We start from the raw sequence: 25,839 nt of genomic DNA on the forward strand, positions 1-25,839 counted from the left end.
ATTCTGGATCTGTGCATGCTCTTGAGTCTTCTCCCCCGTTGGAATTCCCGCCAGTTGCTCGCGGCCTCCAGCTTCATCCTGCTCGTCGCCTGCGCGGAAAAACCCACCGCCGCCGACGCCCTGCCGCTGGCCCCCGCCCAGCCTGCTCCGGTCGTTACCCTGCCTGGCGCCACGCCCGACGTCAGCACTGAAATCCAGCCGCTGCAAACCTTCGCCCAATGGCAAGCCGGTTTCCGCCAACAGGCACTGCAGGCCGGCATCGCGGCAAGCACCTTCGACCGTGCGTTTCTCGGCGTCACACCAGACATGGACGTGATCAAGGCCGACCGCAGCCAGCCCGAGTTCACCCGCCCGGTGTGGGAATACCTCGATGGAGCGCTGTCGCCCCTGCGCGTGCGCAACGGCAAGAAACTGCTGGAACAGAACGCCGAACTGCTGACCCGCATCGAGCAGCGCTATGGTGTCGACCGCCAGGCGCTGGTGGCGGTGTGGGGCATGGAGAGCAACTTCGGCCAGTTCCAGGGCAGCAAGTCAGTGATCCGCTCGCTGGCCACCCTGGCCTATGAAGGGCGCCGCCCACAGTTCGCCCAGGACCAGCTGATCGCCGCCCTGCAGATCATCCAGCATGGCGATATCCAGCCTGAGGCCATGCGTGGATCGTGGGCCGGTGCCATGGGCCAGACCCAGTTCATCCCGACTACCTACAACACCTACGCGGTGGACTTCGACAATGACGGCCGTCGCGATATCTGGAACAGCACGCCTGATGCCCTGGCCTCCACGGCCAACTACCTGCAAAACTCGGGCTGGAAGCATGGCCAGCCGTGGGGCTTCGAAGTGCAGGTGCCAGCAGGTTTCGACTATTGGCAGGCAGACGGCACACTGCGCAAACCGGTAAACGAGTGGCTGCAGATGGGCGTGAAGCTACCGGCGGGTACCCAACTGCCAGCTGGCAGCAACCAGTTGTCGGCGGCCCTGCTGTTGCCGGCCGGCGCCCGTGGGCCGGCGTTCCTGGTGCTGGACAACTTCCGCGCGATCCTCAAGTACAACAACTCGTCATCCTATGCCCTGGCGGTGAGCCTGCTGGGTGATCGCTTCTCGGGTTGGGGCTTCATCAGCGGCAGTTGGCCGAAAGAAGACCTGCCATTGAGCCGCAGCGAACGGATGGAGTTGCAGAATCTGCTGAATGCCAGCGGGCATGAGGCGGGGAACCCGGATGGCATCATCGGGGCCAATACCCGCAAGGCGATTCGTAATGCCCAGCAGGGGCTAGGATGGCCGGCGGATGGTTATCCGACCCACAAGCTGCTCGACAGCTTGCGTCAGCGCTGATTCACCTGGGGCCGCTTTGCGGCCCTTTCGCGACACAAGGCCGCTCCTACAGGGATCGATTTCTCCTGTAGGAGCGGCCTTGTGTCGTGAAAGGGCTGCGAAGCAGCCCCGGCTATTTCATGCCCTGAACAGGTCCTGACCCAGCACCAGCGTCTGCCGCTCACTGTCCAGCCTCACCCAGGCCCCCAACGGCAAGCACACATTCGGATCACAATGCCCACTGCGCCAACCGGCCAGCACCGGCACGCCCAGCGGCCCGAAGGTCTGCTCCAGCAGCGGGGCCAACGCCGCGACGGTAATGCCGGCAAAATCCCCCACCAGCACACCCTTGATGCCCTCCAGCTTGCCTGCCAGGCGCAAATGGGTCAGTAACCGGTCGACCCGATACAGCGGCTCGTTGACATCCTCGATGAACAGGATGCAGCCCCGGGTATCGATCTCCGCTACCGTCCCGAGGGTCGCGCTCAGCATCGACAAGTTGCCACCGAGCAGGCGCCCACTGGCAACACCTGGCAACACGCAGTTCAAGGCGAAATCGGCCGGATGGACAATCTCATCCCCCTCCCCCAAAAGCCCGCCCAATTGAGCCAGCAATGACGACTCGGTCGGTTGCGATTTAGCCCCCAACAGATCGGCATTGAGCATCGCGCCGTGGAAAGTGATCAGCCCGGTACGCTGGTAGATGGCCGTGTGCAGCGCGGTGATATCGCTGTAGCCGATCAGCGGCTTGGGGTTGCGACGAATCAGCTCGAAATCCAGCCGATCGAGCAGCCGCATGCTGCCATAGCCACCCCGCATGCAGAGGATCGCGTCGACCTCCGGATCAGCAAAGGCCGCATGTAGGTCTTGCAGGCGCTGCTCATCGCTACCGGCCAGGTAACCCTCGGCCTCGTGAACGCCCGGGTAGATCCGGCAGCGGTAGCCACGCTCGGTGAACCACTGACCGGCCTTCTGCGAATCCAGACGAGCCGGCCCGGCCGGAGCAACGATGGCGAAGCAGGCACCTTGCGACAGTGGACGGGGAAGATAGGACTCGATGCTCTCAGGACAATTCATCGCACAACTCCTTGCTGGTAGATGGCTGGCGATTATCTTCGTCACCACCAGCCCCACCCATGGGGATAGAGCCCCCCAACAAAAATGCCGATGCCGCCTTTCAGCGTGCATCGGCATGGTCAACTCAAGCCCGGATCAGAGCTTGATCTTGGCTTCGTGAGCCTGCTGGTCGGCATGGTACGACGACCGTACCAACGGGCCCGAGGCCACGTTCTTGAAGCCCATCTTGTAACCTTCTTCGGCGAACCAGGCGAAGGTGTCCGGGTGGACGAAGCGCTGCACCGGCAGGTGGCTGCGCGACGGCTGCAGGTACTGGCCGAGGGTCAACATGTCGATGTCATGCTCGCGCATGCGGTGCATCACCTCGATCACTTCCTCATCGGTTTCGCCCAGGCCGAGCATCAGGCCCGATTTGGTCGGCACGTGCGGGACCATCTGCTTGAACTTCTGCAGCAGGTCCAGCGACCAGTCGTAGTCTGAACCCGGGCGCGCGGCCTTGTACAGGCGCGGTACGGTCTCGAGGTTGTGGTTGAACACGTCCGGCGGCGTTTGCGCGGTAATTTCCAGGGCGACGTCCATCCGGCCACGGTAGTCCGGCACCAGGGTTTCCAGCTGCACACCCGGCGACAAGGCACGGATTTCGCGAATGCAGTCGGCAAAGTGCTGAGCACCACCGTCACGCAGGTCGTCACGGTCCACCGAGGTGATCACCACGTACTTCAGGCGCAGGTCGGCGATAGCCACGGCCAGGTTCTTTGGCTCGTCCAGGTCCAGCGGCTTAGGCCGACCGTGGCCGACGTCGCAGAACGGGCAGCGACGGGTGCAGATGTCGCCCATGATCATGAAGGTCGCGGTACCACCGGAGAAGCATTCGCCCAGGTTCGGGCAGGATGCCTCTTCGCACACGCTGTGCAGCTTGTGCTTGCGCAGCAGCTGCTTGATGCGGTCGACTTCCGGGGATACCGGGATGCGTACGCGGATCCAGTCGGGCTTTTTCGGCAGTTCGTCGGTGGGGATGATCTTCACCGGGATACGCGCGACCTTTTCGGCGCCACGCAGTTTTACCCCGGCTTCCACTTTCTTCGGCGCTGGGCGCGCAGTGGCATCCTGGGTAGGTATCAGGTTCGGCACGGCTTCTTGCACAGTTGTCATATTCAGTCGATTCCGCCCGTGAGGGTCGTCTGCTCAGCATAGTCGAGGTGCCTGACCAGCTGTCCGCGCAGCCTTGTCCTGACCTCGTCGAGTTCGATCGGGCCTGCCAGGTCGCGCAGCTGGGTCATGGCCAGCCCCGCATACCCGCAGGGGTTGATTCGGCGGAATGGCGCAAGGTCCATGTCCACGTTCAGAGCAAGGCCGTGGAAGGAACGGCCGTTGCGGATTCGCAGGCCGAGGGAGGCGATTTTCGCTCCGTCGACATAGACCCCCGGCGCATCGGGCTTGGCCACGGCGTTGACGCCATAGCTGGCGAGCAGGTCAATCAGGGTCTGCTCGATGCGGCTGACCAACTCGCGCACGCCAAAACCCAGGCGGCGCACGTCCAGCAGCAGGTAGGCCACCAGCTGACCGGGGCCATGGTAGGTCACCTGGCCGCCGCGATCGGTCTGCACCACCGGGATGTCGCCCGGTACCAGCAGGTGCTCGGCCTTGCCGGCCTGGCCCTGGGTGAAGACCGCGGGGTGCTCGACCAGCCAGATTTCGTCCTGACTGTCCGGGCTACGCTGCTCGGTGAAGCGACGCATGGCCTCCAGCACCGGTTCATAGGGCTGCAGGCCGAGCTCGCGAATACCGAGGCAAAGCGACATCAGAGCACCATTTTCACGATGCCGGTGGCACGCAGGGCACTGTTGATGTCGTGCAGTTGATCTTCACTCGTGGCCACGATATGCAGTTGCACCGTAGTGTACTTGCCTTCCTTGCTTTGACGCTCGGCCAAGGTAGTCATGTCGACTTCGGCGTACTTTTTGAGGATCTCGATAACCGTGTCCTTGAAATGGACAACAGTATCGCCGATGACCTTGATCGGGTAATCGGCGCAGGGGAATTCGATCTTGTGCGACTTGACGTCAGGTTCGCTCATGGCGGAAACGGCCTCGTAAGCCGTGGCAACAACAATGCCCCCGCAGGATGCGCGGGGGCTTGCAGGTCACGTATCAGTTGAACAACCCGTAGAAGAATAGACGGATGCTATCCCACATACGGCGGAAGAAACCACCTTCCTCGACGCCATCGAGGGCGATCAGGTCGGCGCTGTGAACCACGTTCTCGTCCAGTTTGACTTCCACTTTGCCGATCACGTCACCTTTGGCGATCGGTGCGGTGAGCTGCGGGTTCATGGTCATCGAAGCCTGCAGGCGCTTCAATTGGCCTTTAGGCATAGTCATGGTCAGGTCGTCAGCCAGGCCTGCTTTGACTTGGCCGGTAGCGCCCTTCCAGACCGGAGCCTGGGCCAGCTCGGTACCCTTCTGGTAGAAGGTCTGGGTTTCGAAGAAGCGGAAACCGTAGGTCAGCAGCTTCTGGGTCTCGGCGGCACGGGCCTGTTCGCTGTTGGTACCGAACACCACGGCGATCAGGCGCTGGCCGTCACGTACGGCCGAAGCAACCATGCAGTAACCGGCTTCTTCGGTGTGGCCGGTTTTCAGACCATCGACGGTCTTGTCACGCCACAGCAGCAGGTTGCGGTTTGGCTGCTTGATGTTGTTCCAGAAGAACTCTTTCTGCGAGTAGATGGCGTAGTGGGCCGGGTCGATGGTGATGATCGCGCGGGCCAGCAGGGCCATGTCGTGAGCCGAGGAGTAATGCTCCGGGTTCGGCAGGCCGGTCGGGTTCATGAAGTGGCTGTTGGACATGCCCAGTTCAGAAGCCGTCTTGTTCATCATGTCGGCGAAGGCGTCTTCGCTGCCGGCGATGTGCTCGGACAGGGCGACCGAGGCATCGTTGCCCGACTGGATGATGATGCCGTGCAGCAGGTCACTGACGGTGACCTGGCTGCCGACCTTGATGAACATGCGCGAACCGCCGGTACGCCAGGCGTTTTCGCTGACGGTGACCGGGTCGTTCTCGCCGATCTGGCCGCGACGGATGTCGACGGTGGCGATGTAGGCGGTCATCAGCTTGGTCAGGCTGGCTGGCGGCAGGCGCTCGTCACCGTTGTTCTCGACCAGCACGTTGCCGCTGGACGCGTCCATGAGTACGTAGGACTTGGCTGCCAGTTGCGGTGGCGCCGGCATCATCTGCTCTGCTGCGAAGGCAGCAGGCGTGAGCATCAGCAGTACGGGCAGGCAAAGTCGTTTGGCAAGGTTGGTGATGTTCATCCGTCTCTCGAAAATCGCTAATGGTCTGATGTTCCCTGGGCCACATCGTGTGCCCAGCGCCAGTCAGTCTAGTTTTGGTGGCCATGGCCGGCCCACCCCTGAACGGCTGAATCAGGGTGCGGCTTTATGTCGCTGCGGGCAAAAGCCGACATTGTACATGGCCGGGGCCGGCAATTCATGACAAAACCGACAGTTTGTGGGGGCCAGGGCCCCCACAAGAACTGTCAGTCAGCTGTGACCAGCTTGGCCTGGCCAAGGTTCGCCAGGCGAATGCTGTCTTGTGCGTGCTGGATCTCGCCCTGGCTGCTGAACGGCCCCAAACGCACGCGGTGCAGGGTTTGCTGGTTACGCACGATGGAGCTGATGAACACCGGTGCGCTGACCATGGTACTGAGCTTGGAACGCAGCAGTTCGGCAGCGTCCGGGTTGGCGAAGGCGCCCACCTGAAGGACGTTGCCAGCAGTGCCCGCTGGCACGCTGCCGCCGCCCACCTGCACCGGCACCACTGGCGCCGCGTGCTGCTGCGGCGGCGGGGTCCACTGCTCGACCCGGCCGGTGCTGGCCGGAATCGCCTGGGTCTGGGCGACCTGCGGCTCCTTCAGCATCAGCGGCGGCTGCTGGCCCTTCTGCGCCCACCATTGCTGCGGATCGATACCCTCCACTCGCACGTGCGCGGTACCGATCTCGGCGTAGCCGAGCTTCTTCGCCGCGGCGTAGGAGAGGTCGATGATACGGTCGGAATAGAACGGTCCACGGTCGTTGACTCGCAGGATCACACTGCGGCCGTTGGCCAGGTTGGTCACCCTTACATAGGCCGGCAATGGCAGGGTCTTGTGCGCCGCACTCATGCCGTACAGGTCGTACAGTTCACCGTTGGCGGTGTTCTGGCCGTGGAACTTGGTGCCGTACCACGATGCCGTGCCCTCGGCGCGGTAGTTGCGCGAGTCCTGCATCGGGTAGTAGGTCTTGCCCAGCACGGTGTACGGGTTGGCCTTGTAGGCACCGGTATGCATGGTCGGGGTGGCATCGGGGATCTTGTTGACGTCCACATCCCACCACGGCGCACCGTCCTTGTGGGCACGGTTAATGTCCAGGCCAGGCTGCGAGCGGACGACGTTGCCGCTGCCCTGCGAGGTCGGACGGCTGGAGGAACAGCTGACCAGCAGCATGCCGACGGTCATGCAGGTCAGCAGCTTGAAGGTGTTGGCAGAGAGGATTGCGCGCATTACTTGACGCCCCGTACTTGGACCAGCTGTTCCGCAAGCTGATGCACCGCCATGGCATACATCACGCTGCGGTTGTAGCGAGTGATCGCGTAGAAGTTCTTCAGGCCCATCCAGTACTCGGGGCCTTTGTCGCCATCCAGGCGGAAGGCAGTAACCGGCAGATCATCGCGCAACGCATCATGGCTCGACCAGCCCAGTGCCCGCAACTCCCCGAAGGTTTTCGCCGGCTCGATACCGGTGGTCAGGCCAAGATCCGCCTGCGCGCCACTGACCTGGGCGCGGCTGACCACGCGCTCGCCGGCCACCCAGCCGTGGCGCTTGAAGTAGCTGGCGACGCTGCCGATGGCATCGTCGGGGTTGTTCCAGATATTGATGTGGCCGTCACCGTCGAAGTCCACCGCGTAGTTGCGGAAGCTGCTCGGCATGAACTGCGGCAGGCCCATGGCACCGGCATAAGAACCCTTGAGGGTGAGCGGATCGATCTGCTCGTCACGGGCCAGCAACAGGAACTCACGCAGTTCCTTGCGGAAGAATTCCGCGCGTGGCGGGTAGTCGAAGGCCAGAGTCGACAAGGCATCGATCACCCGGTAGTTGCCGGTGTTGCGGCCGAAGAAGGTTTCCACGCCGATGATCGCGACGATGTACTGCGCCGGCACGCCATATTCTCGCTCGGCACGGGCCAGCACCGCTTCGTGCTGACGCCAGAAGTCCACACCACGGGCAATGCGCGCGTCAGTGATGAACATCGGCCGGTATTCCTTCCACGGCTTGACCCGTTCGGCCGGACGCGAGATGGCGTCGAGGATCGACTGCTTGCGCTGCACCTCGCGAAACACACCGTTCAATTGCTCGGGGGCAAACCCATTGTCGCGGCTCATCTGGAGAATGAACTCGGTCACTTGCGGCGAGCCGTCGTAATCGCCGGCATGGGCCAGCTGTACAGCGCCGAACAGGCCCACCGCGCCGATCCACGGCGCACAACGGGCAGCCCAGTTACGCACTGCTTGCATGAAATTCTTCACCTTATTCAAACCTGCGCAATCCACTTGCGGTGCGTGTGGATCGACATCAGAACGCCAAACGCTGACAGCAGCGTCACCAACGAAGTTCCGCCATAGCTAATGAAGGGCAGCGGCACACCCACCACGGGCAACAGGCCGCTGACCATACCGATATTGACGAACACATACACAAAGAAGGTCATGGTCAGGCTGCCCGCGAGCAGCTTGCCAAACAGGGTCTGCGCCTGCGCGGTGATCATCAGCCCGCGGCCGATCAGCAGCAGGTAGACGATCAGCAGCAGGCATATGCCGACCAGGCCGAACTCCTCGCCAAGCACCGCGATGATGAAGTCAGTGTGGCTTTCCGGCAGGAAGTCCAGGTGCGACTGGGTACCCAGCAGCCAGCCCTTGCCGAACACGCCACCGGAGCCGATCGCTGCCTTCGACTGGATGATGTTCCAGCCGGTACCCAGCGGGTCGCTCTCCGGGTCGAGGAAGGTCAGTACGCGCTGCTTCTGGTAGTCGTGCATCACGAAGAACCACATCGCCACCGCCACCGGCACCGTAGCCGCAAGCACGCTGAGGATCCAGCGCCAGCGCAAACCGCCCATGAACAGCACGAATGCACCGGATGCGAGAATCAGCAGCGCCGTGCCCAGGTCAGGCTGACGGACGATAAGAATGAACGGCACGCCGATCAACACCAGGCTTATTGCCACGTGTTTCAGGTGCGGCGGCAAGGTGCGCTTGGAGAGATACCAGGCGATGGTCGCCGGCATGATGATCTTGAGGAACTCCGAGGGTTGGAAGCGGATCACCCCAGGGATGTTGATCCAGCGCGTGGCGCCCATGGCGTTGTGGCCCATGACGTCCACCACCACCAGCAGGAACACCCCGACCAGATACGCCAGTGGTACCCAGCGCGCCATGAAGCGTGGCTCCAGCTGGGCGATGACGAACATCGAGACCAGGCCGATGCCGAACGAGGTAGCCTGCTTGAGCAGCAGGTCCCAGTTCTTGCCACTGGCCGAATAGAGGACGAACAGGCTGCCGGCCGCAAGGGTCAGCAGGATGATCAACAAGGGGCCGTCGATGTGGATGCGCTGCAGGAAGCTGGCGCGTCGACGCATCACGTCCTCGCTGGAGAGCATGCGATCGAAATTGTTCTTCACTGGGCCGTTTCCTGGGCGACGGTGGCAGGCGCGAATTCGCTTTTCAGCCGGCCGCTCTCGTCGAGCAGCCAGGCGTCCATGATCTGCCGCACCACTGGCGCGGCGACGCCGGAACCGGACTCACCGTTCTCGACCATAACCGAAACCACGATCTTCGGATCGTCGGCCGGGGCAAAGGCCACGAACAGCGCGTGGTCGCGGTGGCGCTCCTGGAGTTTGTTGCGGTCGTACTTCTCGCCCTGCTTGATCGCCACCACCTGGGCGGTACCGCTCTTGCCAGCGATGCGGTACTGCGCGCCGGCTGCCGCCTTGCGCGCGGTACCGCGGGCGTTGTGCATCACTTGCTCCATGCCATGGGTGACCTTGGCCCAGTCAGACTTGTCGCGCAGGACGATGTCTTCCATCGGATTAGGGTCCACCGGCGGCTGGCCCTCGATGGTCTTGGCCAGGTGCGGGCGGTTCCATACGCCCTTGTTGGCAATCAGTGCAGTGGCCTGGGCCAGCTGCAGCGGCGTGGCCTGCATGTAGCCCTGGCCGATGCCGAGAATCAGCGTTTCACCCGGGAACCAGGCCTGTCGGCGGGTGGCGCGCTTCCACTCACGCGACGGCATCAGCCCGGGCGACTCCTCGAACATGTCGAGGGCAACCTTCTGGCCGATGCCGAACTTGTTCATGTAGCCAGACAGCCGATCGATGCCCATCTTGTGGGCAAGATCGTAGAAGTAGGTGTCGTTGGAGCGCATGATCGCGGTGTCCAGGTCGACCCAGCCGTCACCGGTACGGTTCCAATTACGGTATTTGTGATCGTAGTTGGGCAACTGGTAGTAGCCCGGGTCGAATACCCGGCTGCTGGCGTTGACCACCCCGCTGTCGAGGCCGGCAATGGCCACCGCCGGCTTGATGGTCGAACCCGGCGGGTACAGGCCACGAAGCACGCGGTTGAACAGTGGCCGATCGATCGAGTCGCGCAGCTCGGCATAGGCCTTGAAGCTGATGCCGGTAACGAACAGGTTGGGGTCGAAACTCGGCTGGCTGACCATCGCCAGCACCTCACCGGTTCTCGGGTCGAGCGCGACCACTGCGCCGCGACGGCCACCCAGAGCGGCCTCGGCGGCTTCCTGCAGTTTGATGTCGAGGCTCAGCACGATGTCCTTGCCCGGCTTCGGGTCTGTGCGCTTGAGCACCCGCAGCACCCGGCCGCGAGCGTTGGTCTCGACTTCCTCGTAACCGACCTGACCATGCAGCTCGGGCTCGTAGAAGCGCTCGATGCCGGTCTTGCCGATATGGTGGGTGCCGCTGTAGTTGACCGGATCGAGGGTTTTCAGCTCTTTTTCGTTGATCCGGCCGACATAACCGACCGAATGAGCGAAGTGCGCGCCCTGTGGGTAGTGGCGCACCAGCTGGGCGACGACTTCCACACCCGGCAGGCGGAACTGGTTCACCGCCACGCGGGCGATCTGCTCTTCGTTCAGCTCGAACAGGATCGGCACCGGCTCGAACGGCCGACGGCCCTGCTTCATGCGCTTCTCGAACAGCGCCCGGTCGTCCGCTGTCAGGTCCAGCACTTCGACGATGTTATCCAGCACTTCCTGCCAGTTACCTGCGCGTTCGCGGGTCATCGACAGGCTGAAGCTAGGCCGGTTATCGGCGATGATCACCCCGTTGCGGTCGAAGATCAGGCCACGTGTAGGCGGAATCGGCTGCACATGCACCCGGTTGTTCTCCGACAACGTCGAGTGATAGTCGTACTGGATGATCTGCAGGTAGTACAGCCGCGCAACCAGCACACAGATGAGCAGGATGACCGCCACCCCGCCGACCACGACGCGGTTACGCACCAGGCGGGCGTCTTTCTCGTGGTCCTTGAGACGGATCGGCTGCGACATCGGACTGCTTACAGGCTCATTTGTGGTAAGGGTGCCCGGACAACACGGTCCAGGCGCGGTAGATCTGCTCGCCGATGAGTATCCTTACCAACGGGTGCGGCAGGGTCAGCGGCGATAGCGACCAGCGTTGCTCGGCGCGCGCACAGACCTCAGGCGCCAGCCCTTCCGGGCCGCCCACCATCAAATTCACCGTGCGCGAGTCCAGGCGCCAGCGGTCCAGCTCGGTTGCCAGCTGCTCGGTACTCCAGGGCTTGCCATGGACCTCGAGGGTGACGATGCGTTCCCCAGGCTGAACCTTGCTCAGCATGGCTTCGCCCTCCTGACGGATCAGGCGGGCGACGTCGGCATTCTTGCCACGGGTGTTCAGCGGGATTTCCACCAGCTCGAGCGACAGCTCCTGGGGCAGGCGCTTGGCATATTCATGCCAGCCTTCCTCGACCCACTTGGGCATGCGCGAGCCGACCGCGATCAGGCGCAGACGCACGACGCTTCCTTATTCCCGGTCTTTCAGCTTGTCGGTGAAGTAGTCGCTGGCGTTTTCCGGGCTGTGATGCTTGGCATCAGCGGCACGGCTCTGCTCGGCACCCAGCCACAGACGCTCCAGGTCGTAGAACTGACGGGCAGCGGCGGTCATCATGTGCACGATGACGTCGTTCAGGTCCAGCAGCACCCAGTCGCTGTCGCCCTTGCCTTCTTCGCCCAGCGGCTGTGCGCCTTCTTTCTTGACCACTTCACGGACCTTTTCCAGCATCGCGTTGATCTGGCGGTTGGAGGTACCGGTGGCAATGATCATGTAGTCGGTCAGGCTGTGCTTTTCGCGCACGTCAATGACCTGGATGTCCTGGGCCTTGACGTCTTCCAGGGCGCTGATGGTCAGTTTGACCAGTGCTTCGCCATTGATTTTCTGCTTGCTCATAAAAAACTCTTCAACTCGTTTGGATGAGGCGCCCTGGGGCACCGTCAGTTAGGGGCACGATACAACTCGTGCGCCTCGATGTAGGCCAGTACGGCGTCCGGCACCAGGAACCTCACCGATTTGCCGCTGGCCAGCAGCTGTCGGATCTGTGTAGCCGACACCGCGAGCGGCGTCTGCCAGACGAACGAAATATTCCCCGCCGGGCCGGACATGGCGGTGGGATCGCTCTCCGAGCGCGCAGCCAGCAGGTTGCGCAACTCGTCAGGGGGTTCAACGTCGGCATCCGGGCGTTGCAGCACCAGGATGTGACAATGTTGCAGCAGTTCTTCCCAGCGGTGCCAGGTGGGCAGGCCGCAGAAGGCATCCCAGCCGAGCACAAGGAACAGCTGGTCGTCGACGCGCAGTTCGGCGCGGATCGACTCCAGCGTGTCGATGGTGTACGACGGCTTGTCGCGCTCCAGCTCGCGGGCATCGACGCTCAGGCAATCGACGCCCTGCACCGCTTCACGGACCATGGCCAGGCGATCCTGCGCCGCCACCTGCGGGGTATCGCGGTGTGGCGGCCGAGCATTGGGCAACAGGCGCAGCTCATCGAGCGCCATGAACTCGGCCACCTCCAGCGCGCTGCGCAGGTGGCCGATGTGCACGGGATCGAAGGTACCGCCAAGAATGCCGATGCGCCGGACTGCCTGGGCCTTGCTCAACTCAGCAGGACTCCTGGCCACGCAGCTGGCCGTCACCGATCACCACGTACTTCTCACAGGTCAGGCCTTCCAGGCCGACCGGGCCGCGGGCGTGCAGCTTGTCGGTGGAAATACCGATTTCCGCGCCCAGGCCATACTCGAAGCCATCGGCGAAGCAGGTCGGGGTGTTGAGCATCACCGATGCCGAATCGACCTCGGCCATGAACTGGCGGGCCTGGCCCTGGTGCTCGGTGATGATCGAGTCGGTGTGGTGCGAGCCGTACTGGTTGATGTGCTCGATCGCCTGGTCCAAGCCATCGACGATGCGGATCGACAGGATCGCGTCGAGGTACTCGGTGTGCCAGTCGTCTTCAGTCGCCAGTTTGGCGTCGATCAGCGCGCGGGTGCGCTCACAGCCACGCAGCTCGACACCCTTTTCCTGGAAGCGGCGGGCCATTTCCGGAAGGAAGCCTTCAGCCACGCGCTGGTCGACCAGCAGGGTTTCCATCGCGCCGCAGATGCCATAGCGGTAGGTCTTGGCGTTGAATGCCACGCGCCAGGCCTTGTCCAGGTCGGCGTGTTCGGCCACATAGACGTGGCAGATACCGTCCAGGTGCTTGATGACCGGCACGCGGGCATCGCGGCTGATGCGCTCGATCAGGCCACGGCCGCCGCGCGGCACGATGACATCGACGAACTCGGGCATGCTGATCAGCGCGCCAACAGCTTCGCGGTCCGTGGTCTCGACCACCTGCACCACGGCAGCTGGCAGGCCCGCCGCCGCCAGGCCACGCTGGATGCAAATGGCGATGGCGCGGTTGGAGTGAATGGCCTCGGAGCCGCCACGCAGGATGGTGGCGTTGCCCGATTTCAGGCACAGACTGGCGGCATCGATGGTCACGTTCGGACGCGACTCGTAGATGATCCCGATCACCCCCAGTGGCACACGCATCTTGCCGACCTGGATGCCCGACGGGCGGTAGCTCATGTCGCGGATTGCGCCGACCGGGTCTGGCAGGCTGGCAACCTGGCGCAAGCCGGTGATCATGCCGTCGATGCGCGCCGAGGTCAGCGCCAGGCGGTCAAGCAGCGCTGGCTCCAGGCCATTGGCACGGCCAGCGGCAAGGTCCAGTTCGTTGGCTGCGGCAAGCTCGACGCGTGCAGCATCCAGCGCATCGGCGGCGGCCTGCAGGGCGCGGTTTTTCTGCGCGGTGCTGGCACGTGCGATGACGCGGGAAGCCTGGCGTGCGGCGCGACCCAGGCGGGTCATGTAGTCAAGAACGGACTCAGTCATGGGTTCGGTGTCTTGGCGAAGGGGAAATCGGCTGATTATAACTGTCGCGCAGGTATACGCCCAGCGGCGGGTGGCGGATGGTAGAAAATGGCTCGCAATAATCCATAAGAAAGATGTAACTGCGCTTATCGAACTGTCCCGGTTAAGCCTCGATTAAGCCATTCATTGCTATCATCCCCGCCTTTAATGCCACGAACCGCCAGCATGCCAGCCTCAGCCCCCTGCCCTGCACGCGCACTCCCTGACAGCTTCTTTGACCGCGACGCCCAGACTTTGGCCAAGGCGTTACTGGGCAAAGTCATCCGTCATCGCCAAGGCAACCTGTGGTTGGCCGCACGGATCATCGAGACCGAGGCCTATTACCTCACCGACAAAGGCAGCCATGCCTCGCTCGGCTATACCGAAAAGCGCAAGGCGCTGTTCCAGGGTGGTGGGCACATCTACATGTATTACGCCCGCGGTGGCGACTCGCTCAACTTCAGCGCCCAAGGCCCAGGCAACGCGGTACTGATCAAGTCCGCCTACCCTTGGGTCGATGCCATCTCCGATGCCAACAGCCTGGCGCAAATGCAGCTGAACAACCCCGATGCCAGCGGCAATCTGCGCGCACCCGAGCGCCTGTGTGCCGGGCAGACCCTGCTGTGCAAGGCCATGGGCCTGAAAGTGCCGCACTGGGACGCGCAACGCTTCGACCCTGAGCGCCTTTACGTCGAAGACTGCGACATCGCCGTGCCACGGGTGATCCAGGCCGCCCGCCTGGGCATACCCCACGGCCGCGACGAACACCTGCCGTACCGCTTCGTCGACGCCGAATTCGCCCGCTTCTGCACCCGGAACCCGCTACGCCGGGGCCAAGTCGAAGGGCAAGACTTCTTCATACTCGAACAAGGAAGCTGAAACATGGGCCAATGGCTCGACAGCCTGACCGGCTGGCTCAGCGCCAACCCTCAGTGGCTTGGCGCGGCAATCTTTCTGGTGGCCTGCGTGGAATGCCTGGCCATCGCCGGCATCATCGTGCCGGGCACGGTGCTGCTGTTTGCCGTTGCCGTGCTGGCCGGCAGTGGTGCCTTCAGCCTGGGTGAAACCCTGCTGCTGGGGTTCCTGGGCGGCCTGCTCGGTGACGCGCTTTCGTACACCATCGGCAAGTACTTCCACCAGAACATCCGCCGCCTGCCGCTGCTGCGCCACCACCCGGAGTGGATCGGCAGTGCCGAGGCCTATTTCCAACGCTACGGCATCGCCAGCCTGCTGGTGGGGCGCTTCATCGGCCCACTTCGGCCAATGTTGCCGATGGTTGCCGGGATGTTCGACATGCCGCTGCCGCGCTTCATCGCCGTCAGCCTGGTGGCGGGCGCGGGTTGGTCGGTCGCCTATCTGCTGCCAGGCTGGGCCACCGGTGCAGCCATGCGCCTGCCCTTGCCCGAAGGTTTCTGGCTGGATGCGGGGATCATTGCCGGGACCTTGGCAGTGCTGATCGGCCTCAGTCTCAACAGCAGTATTCGTGATCAGCGCCACGGCACCCGGCTAATTGCCGGCCTGAGCTTCATCGCCCTGGCAGGGCTGTTTCTCGGCTGGCCCTATCTGCACGAATTCGATCAAGGTGTGATGACGCTGGTGCAGGAGCACCGCAGCCAGGCAATCGATGGCACCGTGGTGCTGGTGACCCGGCTTGGCGACTTCAAGACTCAGTTCTTCCTCGGTGGTTTGCTCACCGGCCTGCTGCTACTCGCGCGGCAGTGGCGCCATGCCCTGTTTGCGGGCGGTGCGCTGCTGGGCACGGCGATCGCCAATGGCACCCTGAAATGGTTGTTTGCCCGCGCCAGGCCGGAGGTATTGACCGACCCACTGACCAGCTACAGCATGCCCAGCGGGCACAGTTCGGCGTCGTTCGCATTCTTCCTGACCCTGGCGGTACTCGCCGGGCGCGGGATGCCGCCGCGCATGCGCCTGACCTGGGTGATGCTGGGCTGTATTCCGGCGCTGGCAATTGCCTTGTCGCGGGTGTACCTGGGCGCGCATTGGCCGACCGACATCATGGCCGGGGCCTTGCTGGCCTGCTGCGTGTGTGCGCTGAGCCTGACGCTGGTGCAGCATCGACAGCCGCTGACTGCGCTGCCGCAGAAGGTGTGGTGGCTGGTGTTGCCGGCGTGTATCGCATTGCTGGCGTTCTTTGCCATGCATGCGTTGCCCCACGCCCTGCTGCGCTACCAATATTGATGTTGCCTGCACCAGCCTCTTCGCGGCTAAAGCCGCTCCCACATGGATCGCGCAATACCTGTGGGAGCGGCTTAGCCGCGAAGTGGCCGGTGCAGGCCACTGAATTCAATCAGGCGAACAGCTCACCCTGAATCCGCTCCAGCAGCTTCTGGATCTCTTCCAGTCGCTGCGCCGCTGAGTCGATCGCGAGCAAGTCCAGCTTGTCCTCCTCCATGAACGGCAACAAGTAGGCCAGCTGGTTGGCCAGGGCCTGGCGCCCGTCGACATCCCGCGGCATGTCCAGCGCCTCGACCATCGGGTGCTCGCCCAAGGCCACCAGCAGCGCCAGCAGGTCATCGTCGTGTTCGGTAAGTGGGCTGTCCGGTTGCTCCGCCAGCCAATGCACCTCGCCCACCAGCAACTGGTCCTTCTGCACTTCGGTCTGGCTCAACTCGAAGCGCCGTACACCCTCCACCCGAATACCCAGCAAGCCGTTGTCCTGCTGGACGAAGTCGCGGATCATGGCCTCGCAACCAATCGACGCCACCACCGGCGGCGCCTTGCCGACCTGTTCGCCTTCGACGATGCACACCACGCCAAAGCCGGTACCCTGCTTCATGCAGCGGCCAATCATGTCCAGGTAGCGCGCCTCGAAGATCTGCAGATCCAGCAGGCAACCGGGAAACAACACGGTATTGAGGGGAAACAGCGGTAGCGTCATCACAACTCCTCAAGCCACCAGGCTGACCGCCAACGGCAGGAACACCGCCGTGGCCACCCCCATCAGGCTCATCGCCAGCGCGGCAAAAGCGCCGCATTCATCACTTTCCTGCAAGGCCACCGAAGTGCCCACGGCATGGGCCGTCACCCCCAGCGACATGCCACGCGCCTCCGGGCTGTGCACACCCAGGCGGGTCAGCAGCGCCGGGCCGAAGATCGCCCCGATCACGCCAGTAATCAATACGAACACCGCCGCCAACGCCGCCACACCACCAATCTGCTCGGCCACCAGCATGGCGATCGGCGAAGTGACCGATTTCGGCGCCATGGTCATCAGGATCATGTGCTCGGCACCGAACCACCAGCCAAGCAGCAGGCAGCAGACCGTGGCGAACAGGCCTCCGATTACCAGCGTAGTAAAAGTCGGCCAGAACAGCTGCCGGATGCGTCGAAGGTTGAGATAGAGCGGTACCGCCAGGGCCACAGTCGCGGGGCCGAGGAGGATGTTCATGATTTCGGTGCTCTTGCGGTATTCGGCGTAACTGATACCGCAAGTCAGCAACACCCCGATCACCAGCAGCATCGATACCAGCACCGGCTGCAGGAAGATCCAGCGGGTCTTTTCATAGGCTGCCAGCACAATCTGGTAAGCGCCGAGGGTGATGCCGATGCCGAACAACGGATGGTGGATGACTGCGTCGAGCGCGCCTTGCCAGTCAAGGATCATGGCCGCTCCTCACGCTTGCCGTGCTGGCGATCAATTAGCTTCTGCATCAACAGGCCGACGAACACCAGGGTCACCAGGCAGGAAATCAGCAAGGCGCCGGCAATTGCCCAGAAGTCTGCGGCAATGTCCTTGGCATAGACCATCACCCCCACCGCCGGTGGAACCAGCAGCAGTGGCAGGTAGCGCAGCAGGCTACCGGCGGCCTCGCTCAGTGGCTTGCCGACTTCGCCACGGGCCATGAGGAAGAACAGCAGCAGCAACAGGCCGATGATCGGGCCCGGCAGAATCGGCACGCACAAGTGATTGAGCGCCGTACCCAGCAGTTGAAACAGCACCAGCCAGGTCAAACCACGCAACAGCATAAGGATCTCCTTCAGGCATGCAGGCCATTATAAGCACGCGCCGCCCGTAAGCCGATATTCGCCGAAAAGCGTGCATCTTGACTGAAACGGTTCGCCGTGCTGATCTTGCACTCTCGTACCAAATGACAACTTGGAGAGTCGCGATGCCCTATGTACCGGTAAACGAGCTATCGCAGTACGTTGGAAAGGAGCTGGGACGTTCCGACTGGCTGAAGATCGACCAGCAGCGCATCAACCTGTTCGCTGAGGCCACCGGCGATTTCCAATTCATCCATGTCGACCCGGAAAAGGCGGCGAAAACCCCGTTCGGCACCACCATCGCTCACGGTTTCCTCACCTTGTCGCTGATTCCCAAGCTGATGGAAGACATCCTGGTGCTGCCTGAAGGGCTGAAGATGGTGGTCAATTACGGGCTCGACAGCGTGCGTTTCATTCAGCCGGTGAAGGTCGACAGCAGGGTACGGCTGAAGGTGGACCTGGGCGAGGTGACCGAGAAGAAGCCGGGGCAATGGCTGCTCAAGGCTACCGTTACCCTGGAGATCGAAGGCGAAGAGAAGCCGGCCTATATCGCCGAACCTCTCTCGCTCTGCTTCGTCTGATAGGGCCTATTCGCGGGTGAACCCGCTCCCACAGGTACCGCGCCAGCCTGTAGCTGCACTGAACCCTGTGGGAGCGGGTTTATCCGCGAAGAATCCGACACCGATTTCGGCCAGATCACAGATACCTCCGCCCCACATTCTGCGGCATACTCGGCAGACCTTTTGCCCGGATTCCGCCATGCGTCCACTGCTCCCCCTCGCACTGACCCTGATGCTCGCTGCCTGTGGCGATGGTGAGTCGTTGTCCCCGCCCGACGCGCGCCTGCCCGACGGTGGCCGCTACCGGGGCCAGGTGGTCGATGGGTTGCTGCAGGGCGAGGGGCGCATCGACTACCCCAATGGCAGCTGGTACGCCGGCAACTTCAAGGACGGCCAATGGCATGGCCAGGGCGAGTGGCACGGCAGCAATGGCGAGATCTACCGTGGCCAGTTCGACAAAGGGCTGTTTCACGGCTTGGGCGACCTGACCACCCCGGGCAGCCACTATGCCGGCACATTCAGCCACGGCCGGCGCGATGGCGAAGGGAGCCTCAAGCAGGCCGACCAGACCTACCGCGGCCAGTTCAAGGACGACCAGTACGAAGGTGCAGGCGAACTGGAAATGGCCGACGGCAGCCGCTACCAAGGCTTGTTCGCCAAAGGCAAGCCCAATGGCGCAGGCGTGCGCAGCGATGCCAGCGGCAACCAGTTCAGCGGCCGCTTCGTCGATGGCCAGCTGCAAGGCAGCGGCACCTACGACAGCGTCGATGGCGAGCAGTATATTGGTGAATTCAAGGACAACCGCCTGGAAGGCCGCGGCCGCTACGAAAATGCCGACGGCGACGTGTGGATCGGCGATTTCAAGGACGGTTCGCTGATCGGCGAAGGCGAATTGCTCGGCAGCGACGGCAGCCACTACAAAGGCACGTTCGTCGACTGGCGCCTGTCCGGCCAAGGCAGCCTGCAACTGCCTGATGGCAGCAAATACGTCGGCGGTTTCGACAGCGATGCCTACCAAGGTCACGGCAAGCTGACCCTGGCCAATGGCAAGGTCGAAAGCGGCACCTGGGCCAATGGCGTGCGCATTCGCGACCAGAAAGGCAAACTGCTGCCCGACCCGCTGGACCTGGCCCTGCTCAACCAGGGCCGCCTGCTCGAAGAAGCGCTGGCCCGGGTACCGCGCTCGGCTCCCCCCATCCAGCTGTACAGCCTGGTATTGGCCGGCGATGGCCAGCAGAGCGTGTTCCTGCGCGAAGCGGACTATGTCAGCAACATGCTCAAGGTGCGTTTCGGTGCCCGCGGCCAGGTTACCTTGGTCAACCACCGCGACCAGATGGCCACCCGCCCCATGGCCACCCGCGAGAACCTCACGCGCGCCGCCCGCACCCTGGCCGAGCGCAGCGGCCCGGAAGACCTGATCTTCATCTACCTGACCAGCCACGGCAGCCAGGACCACCAGCTGGTACTCGACCAGCCACGCCTGCAACTGGCCGACCTGTCCGCCGACGAACTGGCCAGCGCCCTGGCACCGCTCAAGGATCGGGACAAGATCATTGTCATCTCCGCCTGTTATTCAGGTGGCTACATCGCCCCACTCAAGGACGATCGCACGTTGATCATGACTGCGGCACGTGCCGACCGGGTGTCGTTCGGTTGTTCGGAAGAAGCCGATTTCACCTACTTCGGCGACGCCCTGTTCGCCGAGGCGCTGAACCAGACCGATGACCTGAAACAAGCGTTTGAACTGGCGCGCACCAGTGTTGCCGAAAGAGAACGAAGGGAAGGTTTCGAAGCCTCCGAGCCACAATTCTGGGCGCCGCCCGCAGTACTGGCACACTGGCAGCAACTGCGTAAGCAACAGGCCGAAGAAGCCTTGCGTAATGCGGCACAGGCCAAGGCCGAGGAACAGGCAAAAACGCCTGCAAGCCGCTAAGCTTGTGTGTAACAAGGGAGAGACATCATGTATTTGACGCCTCAGCATGTCCTGCTTGCCGGAGCTACCGGCCTTACCGGTGAGCACCTGCTCGACCGCCTGCTCAACGAACCCACCATCAGTCGCGTGCTGGCACCGACCCGTCGGCCACTGGCCGAACACCCTCACCTGGAAAACCCGGTGGGCGACCCGGCAGTGTTTCTCCCGCAACTGGCCGGTCGGGTCGATATTGCTTACTGCTGCCTGGGTACCACCCTCAAACAGGCAGGCTCTGAGCAGGCGTTCCGCGCTGTCGATCTGGACATGGTCGTCGCCTTCAGCAAGCGCGCACGGGAAATGGGGGCGCGGCATTTGTTAGTGGTCAGCGCGATTGGGGCCGACCCCAAATCGCCGATCTTCTATAACCGGGTCAAAGGCGAAATGGAAGAAGCGCTCAAGGCTCAGGACTGGCCTCAACTGACCATCGTGCGGCCTTCGCTGTTGCTCGGAGAGCGGCTAGAACCACGGTTGGGCGAGAAACTGGCGTCGCCGTTTTCGAAGTTGATACCGGGCAAGTACCGGGGGATCGAGGCTTGCACCTTGGCCCGGGCACTTTGGCGCCTGGCGCTGGAGGAAGAGGACGGTATTCGGGTCATCGAGTCCGACGAGTTGCGCAAACTCGGCAAGTAATAGCCCCTACAGGCCGCCCGTAGCCTGAAACCCTATGCCTGCCGCCGTCAGCAATGACAGCGGCAGGAACAAAGTATCCAGCAGCATGCTGCCAGGCAGGTCCAGGCGCGGATACGCTGGCGCCTCAGCTCCGAAGCGATCCTTGGGGCAGCACCCGCCATTGATCACATACATGTCCAGCCGGGTCCCGGCGTATACCACCGGTGCCCCTGGTTTGTTGGCATCCAGCGTGCGCACCGTGGCGCAGCCGCCGAGCAGGCTTGCCGCCAGCAACCCGGCCATGAAACGCCTCAATCATCAGCCCCGAAATGATGCTCGCCCCAGCGCGGCAACATGTCCTGCGGAATGTTCAGCAGGTTGAGGATGCGCGCCACCACGAAGTCGACCAGGTCATCGATGGTCTGCGGCTGGTGATAGAACCCCGGCGCCGCTGGCAGGATCACTGCGCCCATCTGCGAAAGCTTGAGCATGTTCTCCAGGTGAATGGTCGAGAACGGCGCCTCGCGCGGCACCAGGATCAACTGCCGACGCTCCTTGAGGGTGACGTCGGCGGCCCGCTCGATCAGGTTGTTACAGGCGCCGGTGGCGATTGCCGACAAGGTACCGGTAGAACACGGCACCACCACCATCGCCGCTGGCGCACCGGAGCCGGAGGCTACCGGTGACATCCAGTCTTCCTTGCCGTATACGCGGATCTGCCCGTCGGCAGCTCCGGTGTATTCGGTGAGAAACGCCTGCATGGCCTGCGGCTTGGCAGGCAGGACCACGTCAGTCTCGGTGGCCATCACCAGTTGCGCGGCCTTGGAGATGAGGAAATGTACCTCACGGTCCTCGCGTACCAGGCAATCGAGCAGGCGCAGGCCATACTGCGCCCCGGAGGCGCCGGTCATGGCCAGGGTGATACGTTCCGGTCCGCTCACTTCAAGGCCTCGGCCAGCTTGCCGTGCAGGCCGCCGAAGCCGCCGTTGCTCATGATCACCACATGGGTGCCCGGGCGGGCCTGGCCCTTGACCCGCTCGATGATCGCGTCGAGGCTGTCGGCGACCACACTTGGCACCTTGCATTGCACGGCAGTGGCAGCCAGGTCCCATCCCAGGTTGGCGGGTGCGTACCAGATCACCTGGTCGGCGTCGTTGACGCTTTCCGGCAGGCCGTCGCGATGGGCGCCGAGCTTCATCGAGTTGGAGCGCGGCTCGATGATGGCGATGACCGGTGCTTCGCCAACCCGCTTGCGCAGGCCGTCGAGGGTGGTGGCGATGGCAGTCGGGTGATGGGCGAAATCGTCGTAGATGGTCACGCCCTGGACTTCAGCAACTTTCTCCATGCGCCGCTTGACACTCTTGAACGCACTCAGGCCGTCGATGCCCATGGCCGGCACCACGCCCACATGGCGGGCAGCGGCCAGCGTGGCGAGGGCGTTGGCGACGTTGTGCTGGCCGGTCAGGGCCCAGTCCACCACGCCCTGCACTTCACCTTCAAAGAGCACCTCGAAACGCGAGCCGTCGGCGCTGAGCAGTCGCGCCTGCCACTGGCCACCTTCACCGGTGGTCTGCACCGGAGTCCAGCAGCCCATGCCGATCACACGCTCCAGCGCCTGCTCGGTGGTCGGGTGAATCACCAGGCCTTCGCTCGGGATCGTCCGCACCAGGTGGTGAAACTGCCGCTCGATGGACGCCAGGTCAGGGAAGATGTCCGCGTGATCGAACTCAAGGTTGTTGAGGATCGCGGTGCGCGGATGGTAATGCACGAACTTCGAACGCTTGTCGAAGAAGGCGCTGTCGTATTCGTCGGCCTCGACCACGAAGAACGGCGTGCCGCCCAGGCGCGCCGACACCGAGAAGTTCTGCGGCACGCCGCCGATCAGGAAGCCCGGGCTCATGCCGGCATGCTCCAGCACCCAGGCCAGCATGCTGCTGGTGGTGGTCTTGCCGTGGGTGCCCGCCACGGCCAGGACCCAGCGGCCCTGCAGCACATGGTCGGCCAGCCACTGTGGGCCGGACACATAGGGCAGCCCCTTGTTCAGTACATACTCCACCGCCGGGTTGCCCCGCGACATGGCGTTGCCGATCACCACCAGATCAGGTGCTGGGTCCAGCTGAGCCGGGTCGTAGCCCTGGGTCAGCTCGATGCCCTGGGCTTCGAGCTGGCTGCTCATTGGCGGATAGACGTTGGCGTCGGAGCCGGTGACGCGGTGGCCGAGCTCTTTGGCCAGCACGGCCAGCGAACCCATGAAAGTGCCGCAAATACCGAGAATATGAATGTGCATGGTCGACCTCGCAAAACTTCGAGGCAGGGTAGCCCAGGGCGCGGGAAATCGCACCCGGTGTTTTGCTCAGACGCCCCTGGCGATGCCGTGTTTGCGCAGTTTTCGATACAAGGTATTGCGGCTGATGCCCAGGTGCTCGGCGACCCGGGTCAAGTGCCAGTGTTTTGCCTCCAGGATGTCCATCAGCGTCTGACGCTCGGCATGCAGGAGCGGCCTTGTGTCGCGAAAGGGCTGCGCAGCAGCCCCGGCGGGGTCGGCGTCACTGGTGAGATCCTGGGGCCGCTGCGCGACCCTTTCGCGACACAAGGCCGCTCCTAAAGGGCCCGCGTCGCTTCGAATGATTGCGGGGAGGTCCGAGAACTCGATAAGCGCGTTTTCACACAGGGCCACCAAGGTCCGCAGCACGTTGCGCATCTGCCGCACGTTCCCCGGCCAGGCAAAGCTCAGCAGCGCCTGGCGCGCCTCGGGCGCCAACTGCACCACCTGCCCCTGCGCCTCCTGACGTAACAGAAAGTCCAGCAACGCCTCCTTGTCACTCCGCTCGCGCACCGCTGGCAGCGCCACTTCCAAGCCATTTAATCGGTAGTACAGGTCCTCACGGAAGCTGCCCTGCTCCACCCGCTCCAGCAGGTCGCGGTGGGTGGCACTGACGATGCGTACATCCACGGCCTGCGGCTCACCGCCAATCGGCACCACCTGGCGCTCTTCCAGCACCCGCAACAGGCGGGTCTGCAACGCCAGCGGCATGTCGCCGATCTCGTCCAGCAACAAGGTACCGCCATCGGCCTGCAGCAGCTTGCCGCGCATGCCATCCTTGCGCGCGCCGGTGAAACTGCCGCCCCGATAGCCGAACAGCTCGCTCTCGATCAGGCTCTCGGGGATCGAGGCACAGTTCACCGCCACGAACGGCTTGCCATGGCGCTGACTGGCCTGGTGCACAGCCTGGGCGAAGGCCTCTTTACCGCAACCGGTCTCACCGCGCAGCAGCAGCGGCACATCACGCTCGAACACGCGCACGGCACGGTAGAAGTCGTGTTGCAAAGCCGGGTCCAGCAGACAGATGCCCGGCTCCGCGGTGGGCCTGGCCTGGGGCACGCTGGCCGGCACCGTCCATAGCGGCGCCCTCGCCTGCCCGCGCAGGCTGGCAAACACCTGGCGGCCATCACGGGTGCGCAACGGCCAGACCGTACTGCCACCTGGTGTGGCACGGCTGAACAGCTCGTCATGGCTGCAGGCGAAGAACATTTCCAGCGGCTTGCCCAGCACGCCGCCGCGAATGGTGCCGAGCAGGTTCAGCGCACTCTGGTTGGCAGCGCAAATGCGGCCATCGCCGTCGAACGCCAGCAACCCTTCGCTGAACTGGCCGACCGACTCGGCCTGCACGTGAATGCGCAGCAACCACTGCTGCTCGAAATGACGCAGGAAATAGCAGCTCTCGATCATCTTCGCCGAGAGGTTGACCAACGCCATGGTGTGGAACTGGCTCTGGCGCGACACGTCCGGGCGCGCTGAGGACACATCGAGCACCGCCAGCAGTTCACCGTGCGGGTCGAACACCGGGCTTGCCGAGCAGGTCAGCCCGGTATGGCGGCCGCGAAAGTGCTCATTCTGGTGAATGGTCAGGGCCTGGCGTTCCACCAGGCAGGTGCCGATGCCGTTGGTGCCCTCGCGGGCCTCACTCCAGTCCGCCCCCAGCCACAGCCCGGCACGCTCGAAGTTGCGCCGTTCGGACGGCGCGGTGACACAGTTGAGGATCACCCCGCGGGCATCGGTCAGCAGCACCGCATGACCGGCCCCTGATAGCTGCTGGTGCAGGCTGTTCATTTCGTTGTCGGCGATCTTCAGCACCTGGCGCAGGCGTTCGCGGCTTTCCAGCAGGCGGCCGTGCTCAAGCACCACCGGCGCCTCGATCACAGACGGGTCGAGGTGGTAGTCGTCCAGGCAGCGCAGCCAGGAGCGAGCAATGGAAGGATCGCTACCCGCTTCGCCACGGGCAACGGTATGCACTTGCTGGGCATGGCGGATGAATGAATTGCTCTGCATTTGTTGTTGTTCTCCGCAGACAGAGATTCACGCCAGCATCCTCCACCCACGCAGGCTTTGCAACGTGCCCACCGGCCACGTGTCGCAAACGGTACAAAGTGTCACCCCGACCGTGCCAGGCCTGGCACAGCGCGCCTTCCCGCTGCACCCGAGCATGACCCAAGTCATTGATTCCACGAGGGTGCACCACGCTGGCCCAACCTTTGCTCTACGCTTTTCAACTCCTCAACAAACATAACAGCCAGGAGACACACCATGCGTTACGCACATCCCGGTACCGAGGGCGCGAAGGTTTCCTTCAAGAACCGCTACGGCAACTACATCGGCGGTGAGTTCGTGGCCCCGGTCAAAGGCCAGTACTTCGAGAACACCTCGCCGGTGAACGGCCAGCTGATCGCCGAATTCCCCCGTTCCACTGCCGAAGACATCGATAAAGCCCTGGATGCCGCCCACGCCGCCGCCGACGCC

At 63.3% G+C, this 25,839-nt stretch carries 27 protein-coding genes; 7 read left to right on the forward strand and 20 right to left on the reverse strand.

Going from position 1 to position 25,839, the window contains the following annotated elements; translation table 11 throughout:
- Window positions 1-15 precede the first annotated feature (15 nt).
- On the forward strand, window positions 16-1,332 hold the full coding sequence (locus ACLEJU_RS10585; RefSeq protein WP_435424899.1) for a lytic murein transglycosylase: 1,317 nt from the start codon (window positions 16-18) through the stop codon (window positions 1,330-1,332).
- 117 nt (window positions 1,333-1,449) lie between these two features.
- Here the strand turns inward: ACLEJU_RS10585 and ACLEJU_RS10590 are convergent, their stop codons facing one another.
- The 13 genes from ACLEJU_RS10590 to ACLEJU_RS10650 all read right to left on the reverse strand — a co-directional run bounded on the left by ACLEJU_RS10590 (window position 1,450) and on the right by ACLEJU_RS10650 (window position 13,877).
- Window positions 1,450-2,388 (reverse strand): S66 peptidase family protein, encoded by a 939-nt coding sequence (locus ACLEJU_RS10590; protein WP_435424900.1) that lies wholly within the window; start codon window positions 2,386-2,388, stop codon window positions 1,450-1,452.
- Between the two features lie 135 nt (window positions 2,389-2,523).
- A complete protein-coding gene (gene lipA / locus ACLEJU_RS10595) occupies window positions 2,524-3,540 on the reverse strand; it encodes a lipoyl synthase (RefSeq protein WP_060509515.1) in 1,017 nt (338 codons plus the stop codon).
- 2 nt (window positions 3,541-3,542) lie between these two features.
- A complete protein-coding gene (gene lipB / locus ACLEJU_RS10600) occupies window positions 3,543-4,190 on the reverse strand; it encodes a lipoyl(octanoyl) transferase LipB (protein WP_110637742.1) in 648 nt (215 codons plus the stop codon).
- A complete protein-coding gene (locus ACLEJU_RS10605) occupies window positions 4,190-4,465 on the reverse strand; it encodes a DUF493 domain-containing protein (protein WP_103448833.1) in 276 nt (91 codons plus the stop codon). Before ACLEJU_RS10605 ends, lipB begins: the two co-directional genes overlap by 1 nt.
- A 73-nt stretch (window positions 4,466-4,538) precedes the next feature.
- Window positions 4,539-5,699, reverse strand: coding sequence for a D-alanyl-D-alanine carboxypeptidase family protein (locus tag ACLEJU_RS10610; RefSeq protein ID WP_435424901.1), 1,161 nt, complete (start codon window positions 5,697-5,699; stop codon window positions 4,539-4,541).
- Window positions 5,700-5,923: 224 nt separating this feature from the next.
- On the reverse strand, window positions 5,924-6,925 hold the full coding sequence (locus tag ACLEJU_RS10615; RefSeq protein ID WP_435424902.1) for a septal ring lytic transglycosylase RlpA family protein: 1,002 nt from the start codon (window positions 6,923-6,925) through the stop codon (window positions 5,924-5,926).
- Window positions 6,925-7,935, reverse strand: a complete 1,011-nt coding sequence (gene mltB / locus ACLEJU_RS10620) for a lytic murein transglycosylase B (protein WP_435424903.1) — start codon at window positions 7,933-7,935, stop codon at window positions 6,925-6,927. The genes ACLEJU_RS10615 and mltB overlap by 1 nt, the downstream gene beginning before the upstream one ends.
- 17 nt (window positions 7,936-7,952) lie before the next feature.
- Entirely contained in the window at window positions 7,953-9,056 is a 1,104-nt protein-coding gene (gene rodA, locus ACLEJU_RS10625; RefSeq protein ID WP_050437190.1) for a rod shape-determining protein RodA, read from the reverse strand.
- Window positions 9,057-9,094: 38 nt separating this feature from the next.
- Window positions 9,095-10,984: a penicillin-binding protein 2 gene (gene mrdA / locus ACLEJU_RS10630; RefSeq protein ID WP_435424904.1), complete on the reverse strand. Its 1,890-nt coding sequence runs from the start codon at window positions 10,982-10,984 to the stop codon at window positions 9,095-9,097.
- 16 nt (window positions 10,985-11,000) lie between these two features.
- Entirely contained in the window at window positions 11,001-11,468 is a 468-nt protein-coding gene (rlmH, locus tag ACLEJU_RS10635; RefSeq protein ID WP_008090421.1) for a 23S rRNA (pseudouridine(1915)-N(3))-methyltransferase RlmH, read from the reverse strand.
- A gap of 9 nt (window positions 11,469-11,477) precedes the next feature.
- The gene (rsfS, locus tag ACLEJU_RS10640; RefSeq protein ID WP_435424905.1) at window positions 11,478-11,900 is read right to left on the reverse strand and encodes a ribosome silencing factor; all 423 of its coding nucleotides are present in this window, start codon (window positions 11,898-11,900) and stop codon (window positions 11,478-11,480) included.
- A 44-nt stretch (window positions 11,901-11,944) separates the two neighbouring features.
- Window positions 11,945-12,604, reverse strand: coding sequence for a nicotinate-nucleotide adenylyltransferase (gene nadD / locus ACLEJU_RS10645; protein WP_435424906.1), 660 nt, complete (start codon window positions 12,602-12,604; stop codon window positions 11,945-11,947).
- A 1-nt stretch (window position 12,605) separates the two neighbouring features.
- Window positions 12,606-13,877: a glutamate-5-semialdehyde dehydrogenase gene (locus ACLEJU_RS10650; protein WP_435424907.1), complete on the reverse strand. Its 1,272-nt coding sequence runs from the start codon at window positions 13,875-13,877 to the stop codon at window positions 12,606-12,608.
- A gap of 204 nt (window positions 13,878-14,081) precedes the next feature.
- Between ACLEJU_RS10650 and ACLEJU_RS10655 the strand changes: the two genes are divergently transcribed.
- Together ACLEJU_RS10655 and ACLEJU_RS10660 are read left to right on the forward strand one after the other, a co-directional pair.
- On the forward strand, window positions 14,082-14,774 hold the full coding sequence (locus ACLEJU_RS10655) for a DNA-3-methyladenine glycosylase (protein WP_435424908.1): 693 nt from the start codon (window positions 14,082-14,084) through the stop codon (window positions 14,772-14,774).
- A 3-nt stretch (window positions 14,775-14,777) separates the two neighbouring features.
- Window positions 14,778-16,094 carry a bifunctional DedA family/phosphatase PAP2 family protein gene (locus ACLEJU_RS10660; RefSeq protein ID WP_435424909.1) on the forward strand — a complete coding sequence of 439 codons (1,317 nt, stop codon included), beginning with the start codon at window positions 14,778-14,780 and terminating at the stop codon, window positions 16,092-16,094.
- 109 nt (window positions 16,095-16,203) lie between these two features.
- Here ACLEJU_RS10660 and ACLEJU_RS10665 read toward each other — a convergent pair whose 3' ends face one another.
- The 3 genes from ACLEJU_RS10665 to ACLEJU_RS10675 are packed head-to-tail and all read right to left on the reverse strand — an operon-like array spanning window position 16,204 to window position 17,882.
- A complete protein-coding gene (locus ACLEJU_RS10665; RefSeq protein WP_435424910.1) occupies window positions 16,204-16,794 on the reverse strand; it encodes an LON peptidase substrate-binding domain-containing protein in 591 nt (196 codons plus the stop codon).
- 9 nt (window positions 16,795-16,803) lie between these two features.
- Window positions 16,804-17,520: an LrgB family protein gene (locus ACLEJU_RS10670; RefSeq protein WP_027917782.1), complete on the reverse strand. Its 717-nt coding sequence runs from the start codon at window positions 17,518-17,520 to the stop codon at window positions 16,804-16,806.
- Entirely contained in the window at window positions 17,517-17,882 is a 366-nt protein-coding gene (locus ACLEJU_RS10675; protein WP_435424911.1) for a CidA/LrgA family protein, read from the reverse strand. The genes ACLEJU_RS10670 and ACLEJU_RS10675 overlap by 4 nt, the downstream gene beginning before the upstream one ends.
- A gap of 143 nt (window positions 17,883-18,025) precedes the next feature.
- Between ACLEJU_RS10675 and ACLEJU_RS10680 the strand changes: the two genes are divergently transcribed.
- The 3 genes from ACLEJU_RS10680 (at window position 18,026) to ACLEJU_RS10690 (ending at window position 21,062) form a co-directional block, all read left to right on the forward strand.
- Window positions 18,026-18,481 (forward strand): MaoC family dehydratase, encoded by a 456-nt coding sequence (locus tag ACLEJU_RS10680; RefSeq protein ID WP_435424912.1) that lies wholly within the window; start codon window positions 18,026-18,028, stop codon window positions 18,479-18,481.
- Window positions 18,482-18,659: 178 nt separating this feature from the next.
- Window positions 18,660-20,393 (forward strand): C13 family peptidase, encoded by a 1,734-nt coding sequence (locus ACLEJU_RS10685; protein ID WP_435424913.1) that lies wholly within the window; start codon window positions 18,660-18,662, stop codon window positions 20,391-20,393.
- Between the two features lie 27 nt (window positions 20,394-20,420).
- Window positions 20,421-21,062, forward strand: coding sequence for an oxidoreductase (locus ACLEJU_RS10690; RefSeq protein WP_435424914.1), 642 nt, complete (start codon window positions 20,421-20,423; stop codon window positions 21,060-21,062).
- Window positions 21,063-21,068: 6 nt separating this feature from the next.
- Here ACLEJU_RS10690 and ACLEJU_RS10695 read toward each other — a convergent pair whose 3' ends face one another.
- From ACLEJU_RS10695 to ACLEJU_RS10710, 4 genes are all read right to left on the reverse strand, one after another.
- Window positions 21,069-21,344, reverse strand: a complete 276-nt coding sequence (locus ACLEJU_RS10695) for a YceK/YidQ family lipoprotein (RefSeq protein ID WP_435424915.1) — start codon at window positions 21,342-21,344, stop codon at window positions 21,069-21,071.
- An 8-nt stretch (window positions 21,345-21,352) separates the two neighbouring features.
- Complete coding sequence (gene ubiX, locus ACLEJU_RS10700) at window positions 21,353-21,982, reverse strand: flavin prenyltransferase UbiX (RefSeq protein WP_060509549.1); 630 nt, start codon at window positions 21,980-21,982, stop codon at window positions 21,353-21,355.
- The gene (gene mpl, locus ACLEJU_RS10705) at window positions 21,979-23,328 is read right to left on the reverse strand and encodes a UDP-N-acetylmuramate:L-alanyl-gamma-D-glutamyl-meso-diaminopimelate ligase (RefSeq protein WP_435424916.1); all 1,350 of its coding nucleotides are present in this window, start codon (window positions 23,326-23,328) and stop codon (window positions 21,979-21,981) included. Before mpl ends, ubiX begins: the two co-directional genes overlap by 4 nt.
- Window positions 23,329-23,394: 66 nt before the next feature.
- Entirely contained in the window at window positions 23,395-25,371 is a 1,977-nt protein-coding gene (locus ACLEJU_RS10710; RefSeq protein ID WP_440776679.1) for a sigma-54-dependent Fis family transcriptional regulator, read from the reverse strand.
- 255 nt (window positions 25,372-25,626) lie between these two features.
- On the opposite strand from ACLEJU_RS10710, the gene ACLEJU_RS10715 reads away from it, so the two are divergent.
- A partial coding sequence (locus ACLEJU_RS10715; RefSeq protein WP_440776680.1) for an aldehyde dehydrogenase family protein occupies window positions 25,627-25,839 on the forward strand: 213 nt, incomplete at its 3' end.

Origin of the sequence: Pseudomonas sp. SMN11 (assembly GCF_052041945.1) — a bacterium.
GTDB lineage: Bacteria > Pseudomonadota > Gammaproteobacteria > Pseudomonadales > Pseudomonadaceae > Aquipseudomonas.

Coding starts and splice junctions, on each gene's coding strand:
- ACLEJU_RS10585 (WP_435424899.1), top strand. CDS start 16: ATGCTCTTGAGTCTTCTCCCCCGTTGGAATTCCCGCCAGTTGCTCGCG.
- ACLEJU_RS10590 (WP_435424900.1), bottom strand. CDS start 2,388: ATGAATTGTCCTGAGAGCATCGAGTCCTATCTTCCCCGTCCACTGTCG.
- lipA (WP_060509515.1), bottom strand. CDS start 3,540: ATGACAACTGTGCAAGAAGCCGTGCCGAACCTGATACCTACCCAGGAT.
- lipB (WP_110637742.1), bottom strand. CDS start 4,190: ATGTCGCTTTGCCTCGGTATTCGCGAGCTCGGCCTGCAGCCCTATGAA.
- ACLEJU_RS10605 (WP_103448833.1), bottom strand. CDS start 4,465: ATGAGCGAACCTGACGTCAAGTCGCACAAGATCGAATTCCCCTGCGCC.
- ACLEJU_RS10610 (WP_435424901.1), bottom strand. CDS start 5,699: ATGAACATCACCAACCTTGCCAAACGACTTTGCCTGCCCGTACTGCTG.
- ACLEJU_RS10615 (WP_435424902.1), bottom strand. CDS start 6,925: ATGCGCGCAATCCTCTCTGCCAACACCTTCAAGCTGCTGACCTGCATG.
- mltB (WP_435424903.1), bottom strand. CDS start 7,935: ATGCAAGCAGTGCGTAACTGGGCTGCCCGTTGTGCGCCGTGGATCGGC.
- rodA (WP_050437190.1), bottom strand. CDS start 9,056: ATGCGTCGACGCGCCAGCTTCCTGCAGCGCATCCACATCGACGGCCCC.
- mrdA (WP_435424904.1), bottom strand. CDS start 10,984: ATGTCGCAGCCGATCCGTCTCAAGGACCACGAGAAAGACGCCCGCCTG.
- rsfS (WP_435424905.1), bottom strand. CDS start 11,900: ATGAGCAAGCAGAAAATCAATGGCGAAGCACTGGTCAAACTGACCATC.
- ACLEJU_RS10650 (WP_435424907.1), bottom strand. CDS start 13,877: ATGACTGAGTCCGTTCTTGACTACATGACCCGCCTGGGTCGCGCCGCA.
- ACLEJU_RS10655 (WP_435424908.1), top strand. CDS start 14,082: ATGCCAGCCTCAGCCCCCTGCCCTGCACGCGCACTCCCTGACAGCTTC.
- ACLEJU_RS10660 (WP_435424909.1), top strand. CDS start 14,778: ATGGGCCAATGGCTCGACAGCCTGACCGGCTGGCTCAGCGCCAACCCT.
- ACLEJU_RS10665 (WP_435424910.1), bottom strand. CDS start 16,794: ATGACGCTACCGCTGTTTCCCCTCAATACCGTGTTGTTTCCCGGTTGC.
- ACLEJU_RS10670 (WP_027917782.1), bottom strand. CDS start 17,520: ATGATCCTTGACTGGCAAGGCGCGCTCGACGCAGTCATCCACCATCCG.
- ACLEJU_RS10675 (WP_435424911.1), bottom strand. CDS start 17,882: ATGCTGTTGCGTGGTTTGACCTGGCTGGTGCTGTTTCAACTGCTGGGT.
- ACLEJU_RS10680 (WP_435424912.1), top strand. CDS start 18,026: ATGCCCTATGTACCGGTAAACGAGCTATCGCAGTACGTTGGAAAGGAG.
- ACLEJU_RS10685 (WP_435424913.1), top strand. CDS start 18,660: ATGCGTCCACTGCTCCCCCTCGCACTGACCCTGATGCTCGCTGCCTGT.
- ACLEJU_RS10690 (WP_435424914.1), top strand. CDS start 20,421: ATGTATTTGACGCCTCAGCATGTCCTGCTTGCCGGAGCTACCGGCCTT.
- ACLEJU_RS10695 (WP_435424915.1), bottom strand. CDS start 21,344: ATGGCCGGGTTGCTGGCGGCAAGCCTGCTCGGCGGCTGCGCCACGGTG.
- mpl (WP_435424916.1), bottom strand. CDS start 23,328: ATGCACATTCATATTCTCGGTATTTGCGGCACTTTCATGGGTTCGCTG.
- ACLEJU_RS10710 (WP_440776679.1), bottom strand. CDS start 25,371: ATGCAGAGCAATTCATTCATCCGCCATGCCCAGCAAGTGCATACCGTT.